The following is a 22,913-nucleotide window of genomic DNA, read 5'->3' on the forward strand; positions in this document are numbered from 1 at the left end:
AACAAATGCATTAAAAACAATAAAGAAAGTCGCCTATTATTAAAAAAATTACAAATTTTGTGTTTGTTATTTATATTTATCACCACTATTGGCGACAAAATCTTTTTTATTTATGTTTACCCTTATAAAATGAGGAAGTGGCTTAAGCGTAATTACTACCGGTTGATCAACTACAACAACAGTGTTAAAATTGGCGGCGGCGTAGAATTTAACATCCACAATTTTTTTGAAGGGCATAACATTGTTGGGCCCAATGCCATCATTGGCTCAACGCACATAGGCTATGGTACTTATATATCAAGCGCATCTGTAATAAAAAGCACCCTTATTGGCAAATTTTGCTCTATTGGCAGTAACATACAAACGGGGTTGGGCCGCCATCCTTCAAAAGATTTTGTGTCTACCCACCCGGCTTTTTTTTCGACAAAGATGCAGGCGGGATTCTCCTTTGTAGAAGAAGATATTTTTGAAGAACATCTGTTTTTAGATGCCGAACGAAAGTACGTTGTAACCATAGGCAACGATGTGTGGATAGGTAACAACGTAATGATTATGGATGGCGTTAAAATTGGCGATGGTGCAATTGTTGCGGCCGGCGCAATTGTTACCAGGGATGTGCAGCCCTATGAAATTGTTGCCGGTATACCCGCGAAATTTGTAAGAAACAGGTTCGGCGCCGAAGAAATTGCCGCGCTTTTACGTATTAAATGGTGGGACTGGAGCCCCGAAAAAATAAAGGCCAACAGCCATCTTTTTAAAAATATAACCCAATTTATTACAACTGCCGTAGAGCAGGATTGATCAACAGGTTTAACCCAATACTACAAGCCTTTTTATATCAAACAACAAACACCTTAACTGAATGAAGCGCAAGAGAAAAATAGATGTAAATTATATTATAATGCTGGCGTTTTTGCTGTTATCGGCAAATGCGAATATACTTTCATCCACTATGGTAGCCTGGGGCGTAGCTATTGTATCGTTAATGGGCTATGCTATAACCAAAAAGCTAATTACCCGCAGGGATGTAAATATCATCGCGATATTTTCGGGCGTGTACCTGCTGTTTGTAAGCTTACGCTTCTTGTTGGTTAACGATCTGGAGGTGGATTATTTATACAGCGACTACATCTTCCTGTTTAAATATATTTTATTAAGTTTTATAGTATGCACCATACTGCGCGATAAGCTGCTGGCTTACTTTGTAAAAGTAATGGTACACCTCACCATTATATCGTTGGTGTTTTTCGCATTGCAGCTGCTTTCGCCGGTTACCATGTTTAAAATGTTTACCACGTTAAATTTCCCAACCGGTAATACCATCCCGGGATATACAAACGCATTGGTGTTTACCTATACGCAGGGCTTTCACGATTTTAGCAACTCGGGCTTTGTGTGGGAGCCTGGTGCATTTGGCTGTTTTTTGGTGTTAACATTAATGTTCCACTTCTTTTTAAACAGCTTTAAATACGATAAAGTAACCATATTGCTCATCATAGCCAATATCACCACTTTTTCTACAACCAATTACCTTGGGTTACTGGTGCTTATATTTTTATCGTATAGGTTTAAGGTGCCAAAAATCAATTTATACGTGTTGATACTGGTGCCGGCAATCATTTTAGCATTTATTTTTATCCCCTTTTTGGCAGATAAGATAGTTGATACTTACCAGGAAGATATGCGCGACCTTAAGCATTTAAAGGTGCTTGAGAAATACTATCACCATAACCGTATGGAAATACCCTTAAACCGTTTCTCGAGCATGTGGCATATCCTTGATACGTTTGGCAATAAACTTATCTTAGGCGTTAGCAATAAATATAACGAGGTGCTAAATAAATCGTACACGGTGAATATATCTAACGGCGTGTTTGATTTTATTGCAAAATTTGGGGTGGTGGGTTTACTCTTCCTGCTGTATAAGTACATTAGGTTTTGCAAGCCATACCTGCGCAATTGGGAAAATATAGTTTATTGCGTTGTTATTTTACTGGTACTGAGTTTTGGCGAGCCGATCTTGTTTTTGCCTATCATCATGATGTTCCTGTTTATAAGGTTTAAGCAAAAGGGCTTTAACAGGTATAAGAGCGAAGAAGATGAGGAGGAGGAAGTGGATCCCCATGCATATGCAAAAGGAGCTTAATAACGGTAACTGCGCGGTTCTTATTGCCTGTTATAATCGCAGGGAAAAAACCGTGGGCTTTCTTCATAGCTTAACCGGGCAGGATGGCTTTGGAAGCCTCAACCCCGATATATACCTGCTGGATGATGGATCTACTGATGGTACTGCCGAGGACGTAGCAGCCGCTTTTCCGGCAGTGAAGGTTGTTAGAGGAAGCGGTAATTTATTTTGGGCAGGCGGTATGCGCACCGTTTGGAGCCATGCAATTGCCCAAAAGCATTACGATGTTTTTTTGCTTTATAATGATGATGTGGTATTGCTCGATGGTTCGCTTAAGCGATTTGTCACCTCTTATACCGAATTAGGTACTACGGGCGTAGTGCTGGTAGGTTCAACATTAAGCCCGGTGAGCAAACAAATGTCGTACGGTGGGCGGGCTTTGTATAATACAAGGCATGCGGCCTATTACCCGCTTACGCCGCCCGAAGTAACGCCCATTCCCTGCCACCTGGGTAATGCCAACGTTTTTTTGGTTGATGCAGAGGTAGTAGAAAAGATCGGTGTTTTTTGCGATGCCTACACCCACTTCCTGGCCGATTATGATTACACGTTAACCGCTTTTAAAGCCGGGCTGCAGGTATTGCTTGCACCGGGTTTTTACGGCTATTGCGAGCACGATCATGGCGTTAACTGGCTCTCGGGCAAGCAACACCTTAAAAAGCGAATAAACTACCTCTATAGCGTAAAAGGACTGGCGTATAAAGAATACCTGTTTTATATTAAAAAGCACTTCCCGGCCGATTACGTTGGCGCTTTTATTAAATTGTGGATGAAAACACTGTTCCCGGTTATTTGGGATAAGTTTAAAAAAACAGCCGATTGAAAGTAGTAATATTAAATAACGACTTTAGGGCGTACTGGAAAGGCAGGCTTGTTTACCTGCATCAAAGTATGGCTACCCAGGGCGTAAGCATTTTCGCGGTGGAGCTGTTTGGCAAAGGATCACCGTATGCATTTGATACCGTAAACGCCGGCAACGATTGGTGGAGCTGTTTATTCCCCGATAAAAGCGCGGATGAACTGCCCAAAGAAGAGATTAAAAAAAGCATCTTTTTAGCACTCGATAAAATAAACCCGGATGTTATTATAGCGCCTTCTATTGTGTTTTATGCAGGGGCGCTGGGTATTGCATGGGCAAAAAAACGCAGGCGTAAGTTTGTCATGTTTGATGATGCCCGCCCCGCGCAGGTTAAACGCAATTTTGTGGTACAATGGGTTAAAAACCTTATCACCAGCAAGGCCGACGCTTTTTGGCTCCCTACCAAAAGTTATGACAGCGCTTACGCGAATTTTAAACAACAGGGCCTTCATTACTTTTACGGATTTGCGTGTATAAATAACGAATTGTTTAAGCGTAGCCCAGGCACTCCGCCGGCCGGTAAAATCATTATTTGTGTTGCCCGGCTGGTATCCATAAAAAATATTGATGGCTTATTGGCCGCATGGAAAATTGTGGAACAGCAAAATACCGGTTACCGCCTGCTGATAGTAGGCGATGGGCCCGAAGGAGCAAAACTAAAGCAGCAGATGCAGGCGCTTAAATTAAGCACTGTTGAGTTTGCAGACGCTGTGGATAACAATACTCTGCCCGCGTATTTTGCGCAGGCAGAGGCCTTTATTTTGCCCAGTTTTTCTGAAACCTGGGGCCTGGTGGTTAACGAGGCTATGGCCGCGGGTTTGCCTGTGTTACTTAGCCGTACCGTAAATGCCGCTACCGACCTTTTACAGGGGGGGCAAAATGGCTTTGGGTTTGACGCATTTGATACTAACGACATTGCCGCAGCCATACTAAAATATACCGGCTTAGATGACGCTACTAAAGCAAAAATGAGTGAAAACTCACTGGCTGTAATTGGAGGCATGAGCTACGAAAAAATGGCTGCACAGTTAATAGCGGCGTTAGCTGTTATTATAGCTAAGCCATATAAAAGCCCGGGGATTGTTGGTGCCGCTATAATTAGCAACTGGCACGGCAGATACAATACATCCGGTTGGGATAAGTTGTTATAGCCGGCAGGGGTTAAAACGCGTTCTCGTCGCCTTTAAGGCTGTTCCACACGGTGAGGAAGATGATCTTCATATCAAACAGGAACGACCAGTTCTCCAGGTACCATACATCAGCCTCTACACGTTTAAGCATGGCCTCGGTGGTTACGGTTTCGCCACGTAAACCATTCACCTGTGCCCAGCCGGTGATACCGGGCTTTAAGAAATGCCTAACCATAAACCTGTCTATCAATTGTGAGTACTGTATGGTGTGGCTCAGCATATGAGGGCGTGGGCCAACGGTAGACATGTTGCCTATCAATACATTAAAAAACTGCGGTAACTCGTCGATACTTGTTCGGCGCAAAATGGCACCTAAGCGGGTTATGCGCGAATCGTTCCTGGAGGCCTGTCTACTATCGCTGTGGTTGTTGATGCGCATACTCCTGAATTTATAACACCAAAACGGGTTATTATCGCGCCCGGAGCGCAGCTGCTTAAATAATACAGGGCCTTTAGATTCTAATTTTATCAATACGGCCAGGATGGGGAACAGCCAGCTGAAGAAGAAGATGATAACGATCAACGAAAAGCAGATATCGAACAAGCGCTTTAAAGATCGGTTGAGCATGTTCTCTAAAGGTTCTGCCCGTACCGATATTACCGGGATATGCCCAAAACTTTGTATTAAAACGGGTTTAATACCGTAATCATAATATTCGGGTATTATTTTAAACCGGATCAGGTTCTTTTCGGCGCCCGATAATAGTTTTTCTATTTTTTGAGTTTCGGCAACCGGGAGGGTACAAAATATTTCATCTATTTTATTGTTGAGTACATAGTTAATGCACTCATCGGTAGAGCCGAGGTATTTGCCGGTTTGGCCGGTTTGTACAGGGTTGTCATCAAAAAAGCCAATAAGCTTATACCCTCTGTCTGGATTGCCGGCAAAAAAGCGCTGCAAATCGTTACTTATGCGGCCACTGCCAACAATGATCACCTTTCTCGAGTCGAAGAGGGACGCCCTGTCGCTTTTGCGGATAGCTAAAAATATGATTTTCCAAAGCCACAGTAATATCCCAATTAATGCAGAGGCGTAAATGAGGTAAGTGTGCGTTATGTAATAAGCTTTTATACCTACAACAGCTACTATTATAGCAATAAGGGTTACAAAAATAAGGTAGGTTTTTATAACGTTTCTAAAGGTGTTTACCGAATCCTTATTTAAAACCTCATCGTACAAGCGCGTTAAATTTGCCGATAACAGCCAGGTAAGGTTAAAAACCAATACAATGGGAAGGTAGTGCTGGCTGGGCGGCCATAAGATATCTTTTTCGGTGGCTACAATATAATAAGCTATCACCATACCCATGTTTAAAACTATGTAATCAGTAACCAGATTGATAGTTTTAAAGAATGTAGCGTAACGATGAACCATTTATTACAATATTTAACTGATAACAGGCAATTTTAATTAACAACCCTTCATCAAACGTTTGCGCCCTGCATGGGCAAGTAACTTTGCTGAAGTTTGTATGCGTTTAATACAAGAGGGAATTTAATTTGACGGCAATATCCCATTTTAATAGGTATAATGCCCTCATTACTTTATTCGTTCTCGTTGTAGGTTAACTCATGCATAAGCAGTTGCTCATTTGCTTATTATTTTGAGCCCTAAATTATACATTTTTACGAAACTATACTTTATAAGTTCTGCGTTAATTTTAATGTTATACGCAGCTTAATTATTACTATAAAATGCCCGATGTTTAAGCACAGGCTAATACAAATTATTGCGCTTTAATGCGCTTTATATACAGGGGGGAGTGGCAGGTAATTATTTGCGGGCATCATTAAACATGCTTTTAAAAAGCATGTTTATCGCCAACCAAGGTTTTCCAAAAAGTAAGGAAAATGATCTTAACGTCGAGCAGCAGGCTCCAGTTTTCGATATACCAGATGTCATAGTTAACACGGGCCATCATCAGCGAGGGGTCGCTGGTTTCGCCTCTGAAACCATTTACCTGTGCCCAGCCGGTTATGCCCGGTTTAACCAGGTGCCTTACCAGGTAATTATCTATAACCTCTTTCGATTCGAGGTTTAACGGCGTAGGGTGAGGGCGGGGGCCCACTACCGACATATTGCCTATTAGTACGTTGATGAATTGGGGGAACTCATCAAGGTTTGATTTTCTTAAGAAAGCACCAACCCTGGTTATCCTCGGGTCGTTCTTTTTCGCTTGCTGGTATTTACCGCTGTTTTCATCAACGTCTTTAGACATCATCTTCATCGAGCGGAACTTAAAGCATTTTATTTTTTCGTTCTTTTTGCCCCAGCGTTCCTGAATAAAAAATACGGGGCCCGGCGAACTTAGTTTAATAGCTAATGCAATAAGCGGGAAGAGCCACGAACATACCAAAACCAATACAAGGGAGCTGAACAGGATATCGAAAACCCGCTTTATCGACCGCAAGTGGATCTCATCCAAAGGCTCGTGCCTCAAGGTTATCATCGGGAAGCCATTAAAGATGCTTACGTTGTATTGCGAGTTTATCAATTCATGATAAGCCGGTATAATACGCAGCTTTACCGTGTTGCGGCCAACTACGCTGGCAATATGCTTAATTTTATTGTGAGCCCTGTTAGGTAAGGCAACTACCACCTCGTCAAATTCTACCGAGTGGCTTTCCATCATTTCGTCAATTTTATCAACGGTGCCTAAGTACTTACCATTAAGGTAAGGCTTTTGCTCGTCATCCAAAAAACCAATAATTTCATAGCCCAGGTGCATGTTGCCATCAATAATGTTAGAAAACTCCATGCCTGTTTTACCGCCGCCTATAACCAATATGCGTTTTTTGTTCATCCCCTTTTTTTGCAGGAAAACCATCAGGCGCTTATAAAAAAGCTTTTCTAATGGGATGAGTATGCTAAGGAACAATACATAAAAAAATAAAAAGCTCTTACTGTTATAGGTTTGGTGGGAAGTGAAAAAGAAAAGTATAACCAAACAAGCTTGTATAAATATGCTGTTTGCAGTTTTATACAGGTTGGCAGTTAACGATTTTGAGTTAAGATCGTCGGATGTTTTTGTAGAGCGCGAAGAAAAATACCATCCTATTACAAGCAGGGGAAGCATCCAAACATTCAAAAGGATAAAATTGCGGTTATATACCCTGGTGAGGATATAAAATGCAAGAATGAAGCAGACGGTCAGAAGAAGTACCTCGTTAACAAAACGAAAGAAATTGAACCGATATTTATATCTTAATTCCATATACTGTGCAAATAGTCTATTTTGTTGTTAAGAAAATAAATTATTAAATTATACTAATGTTAATAGGGCAGATTAAAGTTAATCATATTCGGAACATTTTTGCTAATTATTAATAATAAGGAATAATAATCAAATAGTTATCTGATTATTACTCGTTAGCAATATTGTTAGGTACATAACCTTTAGTGTGCGTTTAAACTGCAATTTTTAAAAAATCGGCATAGGCTAAAGTTATGCCTTTTTCTAAATCTGTTTTATACTGCCATCCCAGGTCGCGTAACTTGCTTACGTCCATTAATTTTCGGGGCGTACCATCTGGCTTAGTATGATCAAATAAGATCTCCCCCTCGTAACCAACAATTTTTTTAATGAGCACCGCCAGATCTTTTATCGATATATCTTCGCCGGTACCAATGTTAATTAAGCCGTTTTGGTTGTGTGTTTGCATTAAATAAAAACAAGCTTCTGCCAAATCTTCGGCAAACAAAAACTCACGCTTTGGTGTGCCCGTACCCCAAATAGTAACAGAACCCGCCTGTTGCTGCTTGGCTTCGTGAAACCGCCTTATTAAAGCTGGCAGAACATGAGAGTTTTCCGGGTGATAATTATCGTTATACCCATATAAGTTAGTAGGCATAACAGATACAAAATTGCATCCGTACTGTGCAACGTAAGCGTCACACATTTTTATGCCTGCTATCTTGGCGATGGCGTAAGGTTCGTTTGTTGGTTCCAGCAGGCCGGTTAACAAATATTCTTCTTTTAATGGCTGCGGTGCAAGTTTGGGATAAATACAACTCGAGCCCAAAAACATCAATTTCTTAACCTTATTTACAAAAGACGAATGAATAACATTATTTTGTATTTGTAAATTATCATACAAAAAATCGGCGCGATAAATGTTGTTTGCCATGATGCCACCCACCTTGGCCGCTGCCAAAAACACATAGTCGGGTTTTTCTAATTCGAAAAAATCGGCCACTTGTTGTTGGTTACGTAGATCCAGATCTGCCGAAACGCGCGTTACAATGTTGTTAAATCCTTCTTTTTTAAGGAAGGCTACAATTGCAGACCCCACCATGCCACGATGGCCCGCAACATAAACTTTATCGGTTTTTTCCATTCGTGCTATTATTCGAATTGATTTTTGATCTTATAGCCAGAGTCTTTCAGCAATTTCTCGCGCTGGAATAATTCAAGATCAGCAGCAACCATTTCCTTAACCAAAGCCTGTAGGTCATATTTTGGTTTCCAGCCTAATTTTTCGTTGGATTTGGTAGGGTCGCCAATTAGTAATTCAACTTCTGTTGGCCTGAAGTATTTAGAATCAACAGATACAACTTCGGTTCCGGCTTCTAACTGGAAATCCGGGTTGTTGCACTTCACAACAAATCCTTTTTCATTTTCGCCAGTACCCTTAAATGCAACTTCGATGCCAACTTCAGCAAACGCCAGGCGAACAAATTCGCGTACCGTTGTAGTTACACCGGTTGCTATAACAAAGTCTTCTGCAACTTCCTGCTGTAAAATAAGGTACATTGCTTCCACATAGTCCTTAGCGTGGCCCCAATCGCGTTGGGCATCTAAGTTTCCTAAAAATAATTTCCCTTGCAATTTCATAGCAATTTTAGCTACGGCCCGGGTAATTTTACGGGTAACAAAGGTTTCGCCTCTTAAAGGGCTTTCGTGGTTAAACAATATTCCGTTGCAGGCAAACATATTGTATGCCTCGCGGTAATTTACGGTTATCCAATAAGCGTAAAGCTTTGCCACCGCATACGGCGACCGTGGATAAAACGGTGTAGTTTCTGATTGTGGAACCGCTTGCACCAAACCATATAGTTCTGATGTAGATGCCTGGTATATTTTTGTTTTTTTAGTAAGGTTTAGTAACCTAACTGCCTCAAGTATCCTGAGTGTGCCTATACCATCTGCGTTAGCAGTGTATTCTGGTGTATCAAAACTTACTTTAACGTGAGACATAGCCCCAAGATTATAAATTTCGTCTGGTTGTACCTGTTGTATAATACGTATCAGGTTAGTTGAGTCGGACAAATCACCGTAATGAAGTACAAAGCGTTGATCTTCATCATGTGGATCATGGTATATATGATCGATACGATCGGTATTAAATAATGAGCTACGACGTTTTATGCCGTGAACTTCATAGCCTTTAGATAATAACAAGTCGGCTAAATAAGCTCCATCCTGTCCAGTGATACCAGTTACTAAAGCAATTTTTTTATTCATACAAATTTTAGTAGTGTAATTAATCAAATAATTCAAATATACTAAAATTTAAGCCAATTGGTAGTGAAATTCGAAATTTTAATTATTAAATATTAACATAATAAATATTTAACAGGTTAAAAAGAACATCACTTTGCAAAACGGATGCAATAATTTGCCTTCAATATTGGCCATTTATTTCGTTACCGATGGCTTAAATTTATATCTATAATTCTTGCTGGGGGGCTAAAAATTAAATCTGTGGCTTCGGCAACCAACAACCGTGGTTTCCACAACAAATAGCGATCCGCTCAACGGATACTCGTTTAGTTCATCTTCGCTCATTTCACAACTCGCGGTAGTAATATAAAGCTGATTTAGGTTTTTACCGCCAAACGCGCAAGACGTTACCTTAGGTGCCGGTACGTTAACCTTTTGTAATTGCTTGCCAGTTTGCGGATCATACCTGCCTACACCAAAACCGTCCCAAAGGGCTATCCAAAGCATGCCTTCACTATCAATCGTCATTCCGTCGGGGTACCCTTCGGTTGACGGTATTTTAATAATGACCCGTTTATTGGCAATACTCCCGGTGCTCTTATCAAAATCGTACTGCGACACCTCGCCGGTTGGCGTATCTATGTGATACATTAAACTACTATCGGCAGACCAGGCTATCCCATTGGATATAGTTAAGCCGGTTAAGTGTTCAGCAAGTTTAAAATCGCTGGTTAGGCTGTACAGTTTGTTATCGCTGGTGGCATTTCCAACGGTTAACGATCCTACCCAAAACCTTCCCTGCGGGTCGCACTTGCCATCGTTAAATCTTTTATTTTCCTGGTGGATCCCGGTGTTTAACTTATACTCAATTTCGCCGGTAAGTAAATCGAGAGTGGCTATCCCATCCTGCAATGCCACCAAAACTTTGTTATTAGCACAGGGTACTACCGTTCCAATTCTTTTATGGACATTGTAAACCGAGTTTTTTTGCGTTAGCGGGTCGTACACGTTAAACAATCTACCCTCAATATCTACCCAATAAAGCTTTTGATTATCATAGTCCCAGATGGCTCCCTCACCTAAAACGGCGTTAAAATTTAAGAGTAAACTGGCGTTCATTTTTAATAATTTATAATAAGGTGGTTTTCGCGTTGCTAATTAAACAAAAATAGGAATGATATTGATTATTTTTTTTAAAATTACAGGGTAAAACGATTATTACAGCATGACGAACCCGGACAAAATTAAAGTGTTACACATTTCCCAGGTACAGGGAGGAATAGAAACTTATATAGAACAAATCATAACTAACATAGATCGGAACCGTTTTGAAGTGATGCTTGCATGCCCGGCACAAAGAGAATCGATAATTAAAATGGTTAATAAGTACAACGTACCCTACATTAACCTCGAGATAACTATAGAAATTGCGCCTTTAAGCGATTTGAAAAGTATTATTGAAACGATAAAATTAGTGCGCAGGCTTAAACCTGATATTATACATGCGCATAGTTCTAAGGCAGGTATGACAACCAGGCTGGCCAGTATATTTTTTAAACCAAAGGTTTTTTATACGCCAAATGCCTATGCATACTTAGGGCAAAAAGGTTTAAAACGGAAAGTGTTATTATGGATAGAAAAATTAGCAATACCTTTTACCGATTTTTTGCTCGCCGCATCGCAATCGGAGGCGCGCAGGTCTAAGGTGGATGTGGGGTTTCCTGATCGTAAAGTTGTAGTATACCCAAACAGTATTGAAATACTGCCGCAGCGCGACGAACCTGTAGGTGCTCCTAAAAACTTTAAAATGATAACCATGGTAGGGCGGTTGGTTGACCAGAAGAACCCTATGATGTTTCTGCGTGTTTGCAAACTGGTTACCGATCTGCGTAACGATATCCGCTTTCAGATCGTAGGGGCAGGGTTTGATGATAAGTGGAAAGATGCCCTTGAACAGTATATAGCAGAGAATCATCTTGAGGAGAAGATTAACATATTATCATGGAAATCCCGGGAGGAATTGCTCCAAACTATCCGCGAAACGGATGTTTTTGTAATGACATCTATGTTCGAGTCGTTTGGCTATGTTGTAGCCGAAGCCCAAATGCTGCAGGTGCCGGTTGTAGCCACCAATGTTGACGGGCTAAATGAAATTATACAGGATGGCGTTACCGGATACCTGATTGAGGTTGACGACGACCAATCAATGGCCGACAAGATATTAGCTGTTATTGATGACAGCGTAAAAACTGCAGATATGGTAAAAAAGGGCAGAGAGAGAGTTAGCGATTTATTTGATATTAAAACCAACATTAAAATATTAGAGCAATTTTATACTGAAAATAGTTTATAAGGCGTTTAAGCCCAAGTACTAACAAAACATTGTATGAAAGCGCGGAAGAGATTTGTCATTATTAGCCTTGGTTTACCGTTAATACTTTTTAGCAACCTGTTTTATTGTATTTACCCCAAAGCGGCTCAGCCACAAAACATCACAATTTCTGTAGACTGTAGTAAACCACGCATATCGCCCCAAAAATCAATGATTGGCTTCCTGCTTTCGGTAAATGCGCAGAAACCCACATCAGACCTGATACAGCCGCTGCAGCCAAAATACTGGAGGATAAGTTCGAGAAACAAAAAGATGATGGCGCGGATGAAAATTTTTGGTGCAAAGCCTATTTTTTTGGTGAGCGATGTTTTTAAGTATGCAGGCCCCGATAATGATTTTAGGAAAACGCCGGTACTTTTGATGCGCCAATGGAAAGATACCGTACGCAGTGTTATGTTTCAGCATAAAGCAGAGAGGATTAAACCGATATATGATATATGGAACGAGCCCAACGGCAAGCAATTTTGGAGCGGGAGTGACGAAGAGTTTTTTAGTACTTACAAAAATGGTTACGACCAGATAAGGAGCATGGCCGGTGGTAGCACGGCTATGGTATCCGGCCCGTCGATCTCTAAATTTGATGTAGCCTTCTTAGGAAAGTTTTTAGATTATTGCCTCGCAAATAAAATGACGCTGGATGTACTTAGCTGGCACGAATTTAAAAGCGAAGATGATATACCAAAAGTAGCAGACGATATTTTGCTCGCAAAATCGATGTTTGTAAATAACCCTAAGTATGCCGCGCTGCATATTAAATCGGTGCAGATAAATGAGATAATCCCGCAGAGCGACCAGTTTTCGCCCGGCAGCATACTCGCATACTTTGTTTATTTGGAAAAAGGTGGTGCTGATGGTGCGTGTAAGGCCTGCTGGACCGAATCTAACGGCAAAAGCAACTGTTTTAACAATTCGTTAGATGGGCTTATAGATGCGGAAACGATGCAGCCCCGGGCAGCGTGGTGGGCGTATAAATATTATAATTTAAGTTTAACTAACCGGTTGAAGTACCGCTCGAATAACAGCCATGTGGTATGCTTTGCAAATTATCAAACAGATAAGATCCAGGTTTTACTGGGCTATTATGGTGATAAGAGGAAAAATGTATCAGTAACAAATGTTAATTTAAGCTTGAGCAACATACAAGCGTTAGCGTCATTTGCCGGAAAAAGCAGCGTAAATATCTCGGTACTTTCTATCCCCAACACCGGCGAGGATGTGATGGTAGCCCCGAAGGCTACCTATCAAACTACAGCAATCATAACCAACGGGCAAATCAATTTTTCTGTACCGGAGGTTTATTTAAGCGGTGCTTGTGTGGTTAATATCAATTAAGAGGGGAAGTCGTTAACTATTTAGCTTATAAAACTCATGTTCGATACTCTTCAAATAAACGGGTAAAGAATATTTTTCATAAAACAGATCATTACCTCTTATTCCAAATTGTTTAATTATCTCCGGATGATTAATTAAATATTCAATTTTGTCAGCTATTTGATGTTCGTTTTTTATATCAACCAGATAGCCAGACTCGTTGTCGGCCACGATGGATTGTATACCGCGCCACCGTGTTGCTATCACCGGTAATTTATATTGCATAGCCTCCAGTATCACAACTCCCAATGATTCTGATACAAAGAAACTGGGAAAGCAAAAAATGTCGGCTTTTAAGAACGCCTGATTTTTAGAGTCGCCTGTGATCACCCCCAAATGCTCAAAATGATCTTCCATTTTAAGTTCATGCACCCGTGCGAAGAACTTTTCCTTGTAATCGTCAGTTTCAAACACGCCGGCAATCCTAAGTTTTATCTTATAGTTTTTGTTAACCAATAAGCCAACTGCCTCTAATAAAAATCCTTCGCCCTTTGTTGAATTTAATAATCCAACAAATAATATGTTTAAAACTCCGTTTCCGTCAAAAAATACTTTTTTGGTATCTTTAGGGTAAGTGTTGGGAATGCCATAAGCCAAAAATGAATTTATTTTTGATTGAAAAAATAACCCGTCATCGGGATTGAAACGCGAATTAGCTACAGAAAGCTCCGGCTTGTTATATACCAAGTTAATTAGGTATTTGCCCCATTTGTTAAATGAAAAATACTCTTCTGACAGGCCGGCAGCATGAAAGTGGAATATTGTTTTTTTGAATAAAAACCTGGTAGGTAATAATATAATAATGTCTCGGTATACACTTGTTTTAGGTGCATTACTTGGAGGATAGTACAATACTTTTATGTTGTGTTTAAACTTTAGGTACCAGGTTTTTAAAATTATTTCGAACAGATGGGTGAATTTGTAAAAGTTAAACGATCCTTTTTCGTTCATTTCTTTCGAAAAACACATCCTGACGTGAAAGATTTCTATTTTTTCATATTCGCCTTTAACGATGTGATCAATCATTATCGCCTGGCCACCGTATGGAGGGGGTGTTTGGCCAACCACCAGGATTTTTAACTTTTTAGGCATAAAATGGGATTGCGAATTTTAGATTTAGTTATTCTTTATGATGCGTGCCGGGTTACCAACCACGATACAATTAGAAGGAATGTCTTTTGTTATTATTGAGCCGGCGCCTATTTTAACATTATCACCTATTGTTATATGGCCAAGAATACACACGTTGGCACCTATATTTACATTGTTTCCGATTATGGGGCTGTCCAACCGGCTAAACTCTATTTCGCCTTTATTTCCTATTGTTGTAGAATGCCTTAAAATACAGTTGTCTCCCATTATAGTGTTTCCATTTACTATTAATGCCTGGCCGTGAAATAATTGCAATCCTTTCCCGGCGGTTAAATTCCATGAAAGTTCTACGCCTAAAACCCACTCAACAAAAAATCTGTAGAATAACAAATACCAACAAAACAGGACGGTTAATATAATATTTGATTTTACCAAAGTTGCAGATCTAAATAGCAACAGAACCAGCTGACCTTTAAAATACCCTTTGTTAGTACTCCAGTCCTGAAAGATATTGAAATTTCTTTTCATAAGGTTGAGTTTATCCTTTGGCTATTTTTCCTGATAATAGCGGAGTCAACAGGTGTTTTCTTTTGTAAAAGAACTTGCCTATGCTGGTTTGTGCAACGTCCTTTTTAAATACAGACCATCTATACCAAAACCTGGTACTAAGGCCCTGGTCGTTATATTTTTGTACCGATTTATAAAACTCTTTGTACATGTCCTTGTAATGCAAATCGCTCGTTCCTTCTAACCTAAAATTAGCCAGGCTTTTGTTGATGTAAAAAAACGGAACACTTTTGCTTAAAGCTCTGTGTAAAAACTCAACATCCATGGTGTATTTATACTCCTTGGAAAATGTGCCGATTTCTTTATAAACGTTGCTGGTAACAAAAACTGATGGGTGATTAAGCGACATGTACTTCCACATTTTGGAAAGGTCAGATATTCGTATGTAACTCATGTCATCATCAAAGTACCTGATGTCGCCAAAATAAATCCCTTTTTTCTGCTCGTTGTTGTTGTAAAAATCTACCACTGTTTCAATAGTGTCCGGGTAAAAAAAGTCGTCGGAATTCAGTATGCCAATAATTTCACCTGTTGCTTTGTCGATACCTTTATTAAAAGCATCGCTAATACCTTCGTCCTTTTCAGAAACCAGTACTTTCACAAGGTCGCCGTAGGTTTTTACAATATCAATAGTACCGTCTTTAGATCCTCCGTCTATTACAATATATTCTATGTTTTTGTAGGACTGATCTTTAATACTATCAATGCACTTATTTAAAAACCGTTCGCCGTTATAAACAATGGTTATTATCGATACTAATGGACTTGCACTCATGTTACAGTTGCTTATTTACAAAAGGACAGGTTAAGAATTAATGAAATCTTTCAGGTCTAAGCGTTTAAAAAGTTCTAATTTGCCGCCAACCGTGCAATTATATAACTCTCTGCCCGAGGCCTCAAAGTTTTCCCTTGCCAGGTAGTATCCAAATTCACTGGTTGGAATATCGGGTAATTGCCACTTTACGCCACCTGCAAAATATCTCGGATCGAAATGAGATTCGTCTTTTTCACTCGATACAACAGTTTTACCGGCTGAGCCTTTCTCGGCAAAGTTATGATCACATCCAATTACAGCTACTTTTGAGAACCCCATATGAAAAGCTAATTGCAAGGCAACTGTTGTTACGGTTGCCCCCTGCCAAACGCTCATGGAAACATCCCGTGCGAATTTAAATTGCTGGCCGGAATGCAGAAAGGTTACATTTTTTCCCTTTTTTACAACAGATGTGGCGGCCGAATCTAAAAATAATGGGATGGAGGTTTCTTCGTAAAAGTCCTTATTTTGTTCGATCACCATTGCGTTTACAGATACAATTGCATTAGGCCTGAAATCTTCCCTGTCGAATAACAGATTGATTTTGTTTAATCCAAAAGTATAGGTGTCTTTTAACAAGGAAAAATCAGTTTGCAGTAAACTTGGGCCGTTGCAAATAATTACCGCCTTTTTACCGGCCTGGCTGTTTTTTAGCTTACGGAGGGTGCTTCTTGAGCTCCATGCTAACGGATTAAGATCCCACTTTAATCGGTTTGCGAGCATAAAGCCTGCCTGGCGGTAAATGTTTATACTATCACTTGCGGATAATATCGGATGTTCTTTATTCGTCTCCATATGTTGTGGTTACCATTATTATCTGTCGTTTATCAATATATTCATACTCCACGTTAATCACTATGACCACCATGGTAAATAAATAGGTATAATTAATAAGATAGAAGCCGCCTAACGACTCGCTAAAGCCAGCCAAGATGTTATATAAAAGAAAAACAATACAAGCGCCGGCGGTGATGGGCTTAGATTGCCAAATTGCCGTAGTCTTTTTAAAGGATTGGTATAACAGGGCAATGTATACAAGCAAGCCAATGTACCCCTCGTCAAATAAAATAGAGAACACTGTGCTATGCGGGCTTTTCATATTAGCGTTTTTCCACCCTTCAAACAAATAGCCCCATCTTAAGGAAGCACCGGAGGCAAAGTGCCCGGTTTGGCCCCATCCAATAATATGAATTGGCTCAAAAGATTCAAATTGTTTTAACGCGATTTTCCAAATTGTAAAACGTGTATTACCTGTAGCAATATCATTGGAGTGCCTTGATAAGGCTGAACTTATTCCGCTGTCGGCTGCGATGAGAGGAAGTAAATATCCAAAAAGCAGCGGCCCAACAACAACAAGTAACGCCAGGTACTTCAGCGGAAAATTGATCTTGAATTTATACAACAAATAAACTAAGCCGCAAAAAAGGATCGGATATATCAATGCCGCTCTCGAATCTACAAACAGAAGAGAAAATAACATTGCGGCTCCCGCAATTATCATGAAAAATTTACCTTTTTTATAAGTGAGGAAATACCATATTGTAAAACAAAATACACCGCCCATATACGATGTGTATTCGTTCAAACCACTGGCCAATGGAAATATCACCCTCCGTACCGAGATTCCCAAATACGAAAACATTACGGCCATACCCCGCTCATCTTCCGCCAAAACTTGTACCGTTGGATTGATATTTAAAAAATATAGCAGGAAGTTAACCAATGCCAAAATGAAATATGGGATTATTATAAAATTTAAAATAAATTTTTTTGTATCACTGGTTTCTCTTGATATATAGTATATCGCTAAGGCGGCAAAAAAAACAAAAAACAACAAATACAGAACATTGATTACAGCAATTGAGGTCATCTCAATTTTGGGGTCACTATTCCTAAACGAGGCTATACTTAGTAAAAGCAAATAAAATATTAACAAGCCATTAACTTTGCCGATTTTTTTCAAGCTTATATGATTTTGTTTAAAAAGTTTTAGAGATAATGCCAAAAGTATAATGGCAGTCACAACTTTTGCAGCTGGGCTTGGAAAGTTAGTTACCAGTATTAAAGATATTATAGCGAGTATCTGATAGATCATTTTTTATCAATTTTATTAATCGTGAATATCACAAGTTAACTAAGATAACTATAATATAAAGTAAGTTGCACGCAAATGGCAACACAGAAGTGCCGCGTTCAAAGGCCCAAAATGTTACATTTAGCGACTGGTAAGAATACTTCGCAGCATACCATGCGTAAAAGCCAAGGTAGCCTACCAGCATTCCTACAGGGATTGCATAAATACCAATATAATGAATTAATATTAAACTGGATACAATATACATAATACCGGATATGCCATCTGCTATGTGCGAAATAATATGGTTGGTAGATAAATATACCTGCATATGCATTGCACCAAAACGGTGAATGAAAAAGGCAACGCCAAGCAGTAACCAAAGTTTTTGATCTACAAACTGTACGTGGCTGTGAATAAGAATTAGCAGGGGATTAATAAATAAACCAACCCCAATAAAGCCAAAAAGAAACACAATATGGCTTAGCAGCATTCCCCGCTTTACGGTTTTAATAAGTTGAGGAATATCGTTTTTTACACGCAGAATAGCTAATAAGGGCAGTTTGCTGTAAAATGGAGCCATAGAGATCTCCTTTACCTGGTTGATTATCCTTAGGGCCAGTAAATATGCTGCCACAGCAGCAGTATTGCCCACCTGGGCATAAATAAGACCAGTTAGGTTGGTAAGCCCTACCGACATAAAGCCCGATATCCCGCTTCGCCATGCTGGTTGCCATATTTTTATAAATATCTCTTTATTAAAAGGCAGTTTTTTTGATACCTGTAGGTAAAAATTATCATCTACTGTTCGGCATAAGTACCAATCCCGGATGGTTACAATGAGCACCCAAAATTGGTTTACAATAACCAGGTTTAACAGCGAAGGTGCTACGTACAAAATAATGATACTTGTTAAAATACTACCAACAGATGTAAGCGTTTCGATGCGCCTTACGAGGGCTATTTTGTACAAACCTTCCAGGAAGTTCATATAGATCTTTCCGTAAAAGCTTATGCATGATATTACCAGCACTACAGCCCAGCTCCACCATGTTTGTATAATATTTGACCCATCGGTTACGGGTTTTATCATGGCCCAGGTGCCAAATACCAGCATTAAAACAAATACAACCAATGTTAGCCAAACGTAGATGCTTCTCATGGTTGAAACGATACTGTTTAGCAAAGGTTTATTAGGGCCCGCTTCCTCGGTATGATCTGGCGTGGTATCGCTTTTAATTATATTAATGTCTTTCGAACCGCTAAAAGCGTAGGATATTATACGGGAAAAGGTTTGCCTGAAACCAAAGTCGGCAATGCTTTGAAGCGAAATTATGGTAGAAAACAAGTACCATAGCACCACATCGCCCGATGAAAATTGTTTTAATACCAACGGAAGTACACCAAACAAGGTGAGCGCTTTTGTCGAATAGCTCAACCAGGTCATTAATGTAGGAGAATTCCAGGCGCGCTTTAACATCTATTATTTTTACTCATTAATCTAAATCTTTTAGCACGTTGCTTATGCCGCCATCTATATTGAGGTTTGCGCCGTTAATAAAGCCTAATTTGTCTTCGGCAAGCAGCAGGGCCAGTTGCGAAACTTCCTGCGGTTTACCAATACGCTGGCTTGGGTGAATTTCATTAAGCATCTGCACCTTGGCTTCGTTATTATCAAAGCCATCTCTTAGCATTTGGGTATCAATTGCGGCCGGGCTTATGGCATTAACGCGTACGCGGCCCTGCAGATCAACCGAGAGTGCCTTAGTAAGGCCCACCAGCGCGCTTTTAGAGCTTGCATAGGATACGAAGCGCTTTTTGGTAAGCTGGTGGTGTATGCTGGCTATATTGATGATAGAGCCTTTGGCTTTTTCTAACTTTGCCAAAAAGTATTGGCTCAGCATTAAAGGCCCCGTTAAATTTACATTTAACGTTTGGTTCCAGTCCTGTAGCTGTAATTCGCTCAGGCTGGATAATATTTGAACGGCCGCGTTGTTGATCAACACAAAGATCTCAGGGATCTCTACATCAAAAGTTGCTTCGGCCTCGCGTTTATAGTCTGCATCCGAACAATATTTGTGCAGATCGAATTTAAAAAACTTATCGCAGTACGGCGATAGTTGGTCTTTTACATCAAAACCTATTACCGTATAGTTGTTTTCTTTAAAGGTTTGTGCAAGCTGGGTGCCTATGCCGCCCAGTACCCCTGTTATTACAACCGTTTTTTTTGTTTCCAATTATTTAATGTTTAAGTATCCAAACAAAATCTCGATGGCCCTTAGGCTTGCCCTTATTACCGCTTCTTTGGTATTGGAGCCATTGTGTGTGCCAAAAATACACTGTTCAAACTGGCGCAGCGGGCTGTCGGCCGGTAGGGGTTCAACTTCAAATACATCTAAGCCGGCTGATTTTACTTTACCGCTTTCTAAAGCCGCGATCAGCGCTGTTTCGTCAATTAAACCACCACGGGATACGTTAATAATAATTACACCATCCTTCATTAGCTGGATGCTTTTCTCGTTGATGAGGTGGTAGCTGGAAGGTGTTAGCGCACAGGTGATCACCACAAAATCCGCTGCTCCCAAATTCTCCGGGAACGGCAGTATGGTATCAACCCCGGCCTCCTCAGCAGTTAGTTTGGTGAAAGGATCGTACGCGTTTATAGTAACATCAAAAGCTTTTAACCTTTTGGCTGTAGCCAGGCCTATATCGCCAAGGCCTACCAGGGCAACAGTTTTACCACTTATAGACATGCCCGCAGGCTTTATCCAATTACCTGCGCGTACTTCGCGGTCAACCTTGTAGCTTTCGCGGGCAAGGCCGGTAAAGTATGCCAGGGCCATATCAGCCACCTCGTTGCCAAACATGCGCGGGGTATTTGCAATAGGGATGCCCAGTTTTTCGCAGGCTTTAAAGTCAACATTATCTACACCAACGCCCCATTTTACTGCGGCTATCAGCTTGCCGTTCTTGCCGGCGGTAAATACCTTTTCGGTGGCAGGGTCATCACCTATTATCCATGCATCTACAGTAGGTACAAGTTCAATAAGTTCGTCTTCGGTTAAAACCTGTACCACATTTGGTGTTACCAGCTCTAAACCTTTATCTTCAAAATAATGCCTCAATTGCTCAATTGCCCTAAGCATTGGCGGGCAGGTTACTAAAACTTTCATTACTTGATGTTGTTTAATTGTTTGTACAGCAGTTCTGCCATTATAAAATTCAGCTCTACATCAATATCCTGCGCTTCTTCTTCCATCATCTCAAATAAGTAGGGCCTATCGCCTATGCGGTTGTGTTTCTTCGCCAAAATTTCTTTGGTGAAAAGGTACATGCACGAGTTTTCTTCAAAAATAGGGGGGAGGTCCTGCGTACGCAGCAATATGTTTGGGTTATGGTTTATCGGCCTTGCAAGGCTATCCCAGTAACGCACGTTTTTGCGGGTTACAGAAAACAGCGAATCGTACATTGGGTACACCTCAAAAAACTTTTTGATACCCGCAGCTACCGTTTTTGCCGATAGGATAGGGTTTGTACTATGCGTTTGCAGGTAAAATTCTGATGGTACCTGGTTAATGGAGTTCATCAGCACATCATTCATCGGGATGCTGCCATCGCGTAAATGCTCCGGGCGCTCCAACACGATAACCTCAGGGAAAACTTCTTTGGTTTGTTCAATAACTATTGGGCTATCGGTATCTATAATAACCTTGTCAATAAGTTCGCATTCCAGCAAAGTACCAACTACATGATGAAATAACGGTTTGCCCGCAAAATCGCGATAGTTTTTACCTGGTACCCGTTCGCTGGAGTGGCGCATGGGTACAATAGCTACAAGCTTATGTTTATCTGTCATTTTTTTATTGATGAAAAGTATGAGGTAATTAATTGTGATAATATCGATAAGATATTAAGATCAACCCGCGTGGTTGCCTTTTAAATAAACAATTTTTTCAGCGTTTTCTCTTTCCTCGGTAGAACTCTTCCGCAAACCGTTAGGGTAGTAGAAGCGTTGCCTTAAACGGGTGTTTACTTCGCCGTGCTTAAAGCCTTTATAGGTGCCCCAAAATTGCATGTATCTAAACCGTATTATTTCTGATACGTTTTTAAATAATACGCCATCGTGGCGGGCGTGTACAAAATCGCTGAAAGTATTAGCAACATACAAGCGCGCAAAATCTAGCAGGCTCATGTGTTGTTTCGGGAATATTTTCTTCAGGGCTATTGCCTCGCGCATGTACCGGTTTTTTATTTTCGATATCGATTCTTCATGCACATGCACTATAGGTGCATCGGCTTCGTAAGCAATAACGTGCCCTTTTTGTTCAATTTTACGGGCCCAGTCTAAATCTTCAAGGCCTGTAAGTGTTTCATCGTATTGCTGGTTTAACCAAAGCTCTTTTCTTACAACAGCATTGGCGTTATTGCAAAACGGATGATCCTGGTTATAGTTAGAATCATCGGGGAACCACTTTTTAAAGATCTGGCTTTCGGAGTATTTGGTAATCTCGTTACCAATTTGTTTACCATAAACCAGGGCTATGTTTTTATTATCAAACGGCTGGATCATCTTCTTTATCCAGTCGGTATAAACCGGGTAAACGTGCGCGCTGGCAAATAACAGGTATTTACCGGCTGCCATTTCACAACCTTTATTCAAGGCTCTGCCAAACGAAAATTCCTCAGGCTTAATGGAGATCACTTTTGCGCCGTGTTCCAAAGCTATTTTTACAGTATTATCCGTAGAACCGGAGTCGACCAAAATAACCTCCGTTTCGGAATATAAAGTTTGTTTTTTTATACCTTCCAGCAGTCGGCCAATGTGCTTTTCTTCATTAAACGACCGAACAATTAAGCTACAAGTATAATACATGGCAAAACCGTTTTATTGTTATCAAATTAATTGAACTCTTCAAGTGTACTTG

At 40.3% G+C, this 22,913-nt stretch carries 21 protein-coding genes; 6 read left to right on the forward strand and 15 right to left on the reverse strand.

Annotated elements, in window-relative coordinates:
* The first annotated feature begins 129 nt into the window (after positions 1–129).
* From ABIX36_RS26830 to ABIX36_RS26845, 4 genes are all read left to right on the forward strand, one after another.
* Positions 130–801: a CatB-related O-acetyltransferase gene (locus ABIX36_RS26830; protein ID WP_348085248.1), complete on the forward strand. Its 672-nt coding sequence runs from the start codon at positions 130–132 to the stop codon at positions 799–801.
* 61 nt (positions 802–862) lie between these two features.
* Positions 863–2,146: a hypothetical protein gene (locus tag ABIX36_RS26835; RefSeq protein WP_348085249.1), complete on the forward strand. Its 1,284-nt coding sequence runs from the start codon at positions 863–865 to the stop codon at positions 2,144–2,146.
* Positions 2,100–3,008 (forward strand): glycosyltransferase family 2 protein, encoded by a 909-nt coding sequence (locus ABIX36_RS26840; protein WP_348085250.1) that lies wholly within the window; start codon positions 2,100–2,102, stop codon positions 3,006–3,008. Before ABIX36_RS26835 ends, ABIX36_RS26840 begins: the two co-directional genes overlap by 47 nt.
* A complete protein-coding gene (locus ABIX36_RS26845; RefSeq protein ID WP_348085251.1) occupies positions 3,005–4,195 on the forward strand; it encodes a glycosyltransferase family 4 protein in 1,191 nt (396 codons plus the stop codon). The genes ABIX36_RS26840 and ABIX36_RS26845 overlap by 4 nt, the downstream gene beginning before the upstream one ends.
* Positions 4,196–4,205: 10 nt before the next feature.
* Here ABIX36_RS26845 and ABIX36_RS26850 read toward each other — a convergent pair whose 3' ends face one another.
* The 5 genes from ABIX36_RS26850 to ABIX36_RS26870 all read right to left on the reverse strand — a co-directional run bounded on the left by ABIX36_RS26850 (position 4,206) and on the right by ABIX36_RS26870 (position 10,797).
* Positions 4,206–5,609 carry an undecaprenyl-phosphate glucose phosphotransferase gene (locus tag ABIX36_RS26850; RefSeq protein ID WP_348085252.1) on the reverse strand — a complete coding sequence of 468 codons (1,404 nt, stop codon included), beginning with the start codon at positions 5,607–5,609 and terminating at the stop codon, positions 4,206–4,208.
* Positions 5,610–6,036: 427 nt separating this feature from the next.
* Complete coding sequence (locus tag ABIX36_RS26855; protein WP_348085253.1) at positions 6,037–7,449, reverse strand: undecaprenyl-phosphate glucose phosphotransferase; 1,413 nt, start codon at positions 7,447–7,449, stop codon at positions 6,037–6,039.
* Between the two features lie 193 nt (positions 7,450–7,642).
* Positions 7,643–8,572: a GDP-L-fucose synthase gene (locus ABIX36_RS26860; RefSeq protein ID WP_348085254.1), complete on the reverse strand. Its 930-nt coding sequence runs from the start codon at positions 8,570–8,572 to the stop codon at positions 7,643–7,645.
* Between the two features lie 8 nt (positions 8,573–8,580).
* Positions 8,581–9,699, reverse strand: coding sequence for a GDP-mannose 4,6-dehydratase (gene gmd, locus ABIX36_RS26865; protein WP_348085255.1), 1,119 nt, complete (start codon positions 9,697–9,699; stop codon positions 8,581–8,583).
* A gap of 225 nt (positions 9,700–9,924) precedes the next feature.
* Positions 9,925–10,797, reverse strand: a complete 873-nt coding sequence (locus ABIX36_RS26870) for an SMP-30/gluconolactonase/LRE family protein (RefSeq protein WP_348085256.1) — start codon at positions 10,795–10,797, stop codon at positions 9,925–9,927.
* Between the two features lie 106 nt (positions 10,798–10,903).
* On the opposite strand from ABIX36_RS26870, the gene ABIX36_RS26875 reads away from it, so the two are divergent.
* Together ABIX36_RS26875 and ABIX36_RS26880 are read left to right on the forward strand one after the other, a co-directional pair.
* The gene (locus ABIX36_RS26875; protein WP_348085257.1) at positions 10,904–12,031 is read left to right on the forward strand and encodes a glycosyltransferase; all 1,128 of its coding nucleotides are present in this window, start codon (positions 10,904–10,906) and stop codon (positions 12,029–12,031) included.
* A gap of 189 nt (positions 12,032–12,220) precedes the next feature.
* Positions 12,221–13,402: a hypothetical protein gene (locus ABIX36_RS26880; RefSeq protein ID WP_348085258.1), complete on the forward strand. Its 1,182-nt coding sequence runs from the start codon at positions 12,221–12,223 to the stop codon at positions 13,400–13,402.
* 12 nt (positions 13,403–13,414) lie between these two features.
* On the opposite strand, the gene ABIX36_RS26885 is transcribed toward ABIX36_RS26880, so the two are convergent.
* From ABIX36_RS26885 to ABIX36_RS26930, 10 genes are all read right to left on the reverse strand, one after another.
* Positions 13,415–14,293, reverse strand: coding sequence for a glycosyltransferase family 4 protein (locus tag ABIX36_RS26885; RefSeq protein WP_348085259.1), 879 nt, complete (start codon positions 14,291–14,293; stop codon positions 13,415–13,417).
* A 264-nt stretch (positions 14,294–14,557) separates the two neighbouring features.
* Complete coding sequence (locus tag ABIX36_RS26890; protein ID WP_348085260.1) at positions 14,558–15,061, reverse strand: DapH/DapD/GlmU-related protein; 504 nt, start codon at positions 15,059–15,061, stop codon at positions 14,558–14,560.
* 10 nt (positions 15,062–15,071) lie between these two features.
* Positions 15,072–15,875 carry a glycosyltransferase family 2 protein gene (locus tag ABIX36_RS26895; protein WP_348085261.1) on the reverse strand — a complete coding sequence of 268 codons (804 nt, stop codon included), beginning with the start codon at positions 15,873–15,875 and terminating at the stop codon, positions 15,072–15,074.
* 30 nt (positions 15,876–15,905) lie between these two features.
* Complete coding sequence (locus ABIX36_RS26900; RefSeq protein ID WP_348085262.1) at positions 15,906–16,709, reverse strand: 6-hydroxymethylpterin diphosphokinase MptE-like protein; 804 nt, start codon at positions 16,707–16,709, stop codon at positions 15,906–15,908.
* Positions 16,696–18,009 carry an O-antigen ligase family protein gene (locus ABIX36_RS26905; RefSeq protein WP_348085263.1) on the reverse strand — a complete coding sequence of 438 codons (1,314 nt, stop codon included), beginning with the start codon at positions 18,007–18,009 and terminating at the stop codon, positions 16,696–16,698. The genes ABIX36_RS26900 and ABIX36_RS26905 overlap by 14 nt, the downstream gene beginning before the upstream one ends.
* 28 nt (positions 18,010–18,037) lie before the next feature.
* Positions 18,038–19,468 carry a hypothetical protein gene (locus ABIX36_RS26910; protein WP_348085264.1) on the reverse strand — a complete coding sequence of 477 codons (1,431 nt, stop codon included), beginning with the start codon at positions 19,466–19,468 and terminating at the stop codon, positions 18,038–18,040.
* Between the two features lie 16 nt (positions 19,469–19,484).
* On the reverse strand, positions 19,485–20,225 hold the full coding sequence (locus ABIX36_RS26915) for an SDR family oxidoreductase (protein WP_348085265.1): 741 nt from the start codon (positions 20,223–20,225) through the stop codon (positions 19,485–19,487).
* Positions 20,226–21,161 carry a phosphoglycerate dehydrogenase gene (locus tag ABIX36_RS26920; RefSeq protein ID WP_348085266.1) on the reverse strand — a complete coding sequence of 312 codons (936 nt, stop codon included), beginning with the start codon at positions 21,159–21,161 and terminating at the stop codon, positions 20,226–20,228. It abuts the gene before it with no gap.
* Positions 21,161–21,844: an acylneuraminate cytidylyltransferase family protein gene (locus ABIX36_RS26925; RefSeq protein WP_348085267.1), complete on the reverse strand. Its 684-nt coding sequence runs from the start codon at positions 21,842–21,844 to the stop codon at positions 21,161–21,163. Before ABIX36_RS26925 ends, ABIX36_RS26920 begins: the two co-directional genes overlap by 1 nt.
* A gap of 60 nt (positions 21,845–21,904) precedes the next feature.
* Entirely contained in the window at positions 21,905–22,861 is a 957-nt protein-coding gene (locus ABIX36_RS26930) for a glycosyltransferase family 2 protein (protein ID WP_348085268.1), read from the reverse strand.
* Positions 22,862–22,913: the final 52 nt, after the last annotated feature.

Source organism: Mucilaginibacter sp. (assembly GCF_039925265.1).
GTDB lineage: Bacteria > Bacteroidota > Bacteroidia > Sphingobacteriales > Sphingobacteriaceae > Mucilaginibacter.

Bases quoted from the DNA above. Each gene is read 5' to 3' on its own strand.
- ABIX36_RS26905 (WP_348085263.1), bottom strand. From the start codon at position 18,009: ATGATCTATCAGATACTCGCTATAATATCTTTAATACTGGTAACTAAC.
- ABIX36_RS26835 (WP_348085249.1), top strand. From the start codon at position 863: ATGAAGCGCAAGAGAAAAATAGATGTAAATTATATTATAATGCTGGCG.
- ABIX36_RS26920 (WP_348085266.1), bottom strand. From the start codon at position 21,161: ATGAAAGTTTTAGTAACCTGCCCGCCAATGCTTAGGGCAATTGAGCAA.
- ABIX36_RS26840 (WP_348085250.1), top strand. From the start codon at position 2,100: ATGAGGAGGAGGAAGTGGATCCCCATGCATATGCAAAAGGAGCTTAAT.
- ABIX36_RS26875 (WP_348085257.1), top strand. From the start codon at position 10,904: ATGACGAACCCGGACAAAATTAAAGTGTTACACATTTCCCAGGTACAG.
- ABIX36_RS26850 (WP_348085252.1), bottom strand. From the start codon at position 5,609: ATGGTTCATCGTTACGCTACATTCTTTAAAACTATCAATCTGGTTACT.
- ABIX36_RS26830 (WP_348085248.1), top strand. From the start codon at position 130: ATGAGGAAGTGGCTTAAGCGTAATTACTACCGGTTGATCAACTACAAC.
- gmd (WP_348085255.1), bottom strand. From the start codon at position 9,699: ATGAATAAAAAAATTGCTTTAGTAACTGGTATCACTGGACAGGATGGA.
- ABIX36_RS26895 (WP_348085261.1), bottom strand. From the start codon at position 15,875: ATGAGTGCAAGTCCATTAGTATCGATAATAACCATTGTTTATAACGGC.
- ABIX36_RS26880 (WP_348085258.1), top strand. From the start codon at position 12,221: ATGATTGGCTTCCTGCTTTCGGTAAATGCGCAGAAACCCACATCAGAC.
- ABIX36_RS26860 (WP_348085254.1), bottom strand. From the start codon at position 8,572: ATGGAAAAAACCGATAAAGTTTATGTTGCGGGCCATCGTGGCATGGTG.
- ABIX36_RS26930 (WP_348085268.1), bottom strand. From the start codon at position 22,861: ATGTATTATACTTGTAGCTTAATTGTTCGGTCGTTTAATGAAGAAAAG.
- ABIX36_RS26855 (WP_348085253.1), bottom strand. From the start codon at position 7,449: ATGGAATTAAGATATAAATATCGGTTCAATTTCTTTCGTTTTGTTAAC.
- ABIX36_RS26870 (WP_348085256.1), bottom strand. From the start codon at position 10,797: ATGAACGCCAGTTTACTCTTAAATTTTAACGCCGTTTTAGGTGAGGGA.
- ABIX36_RS26890 (WP_348085260.1), bottom strand. From the start codon at position 15,061: ATGAAAAGAAATTTCAATATCTTTCAGGACTGGAGTACTAACAAAGGG.
- ABIX36_RS26925 (WP_348085267.1), bottom strand. From the start codon at position 21,844: ATGACAGATAAACATAAGCTTGTAGCTATTGTACCCATGCGCCACTCC.
- ABIX36_RS26900 (WP_348085262.1), bottom strand. From the start codon at position 16,709: ATGGAGACGAATAAAGAACATCCGATATTATCCGCAAGTGATAGTATA.
- ABIX36_RS26910 (WP_348085264.1), bottom strand. From the start codon at position 19,468: ATGTTAAAGCGCGCCTGGAATTCTCCTACATTAATGACCTGGTTGAGC.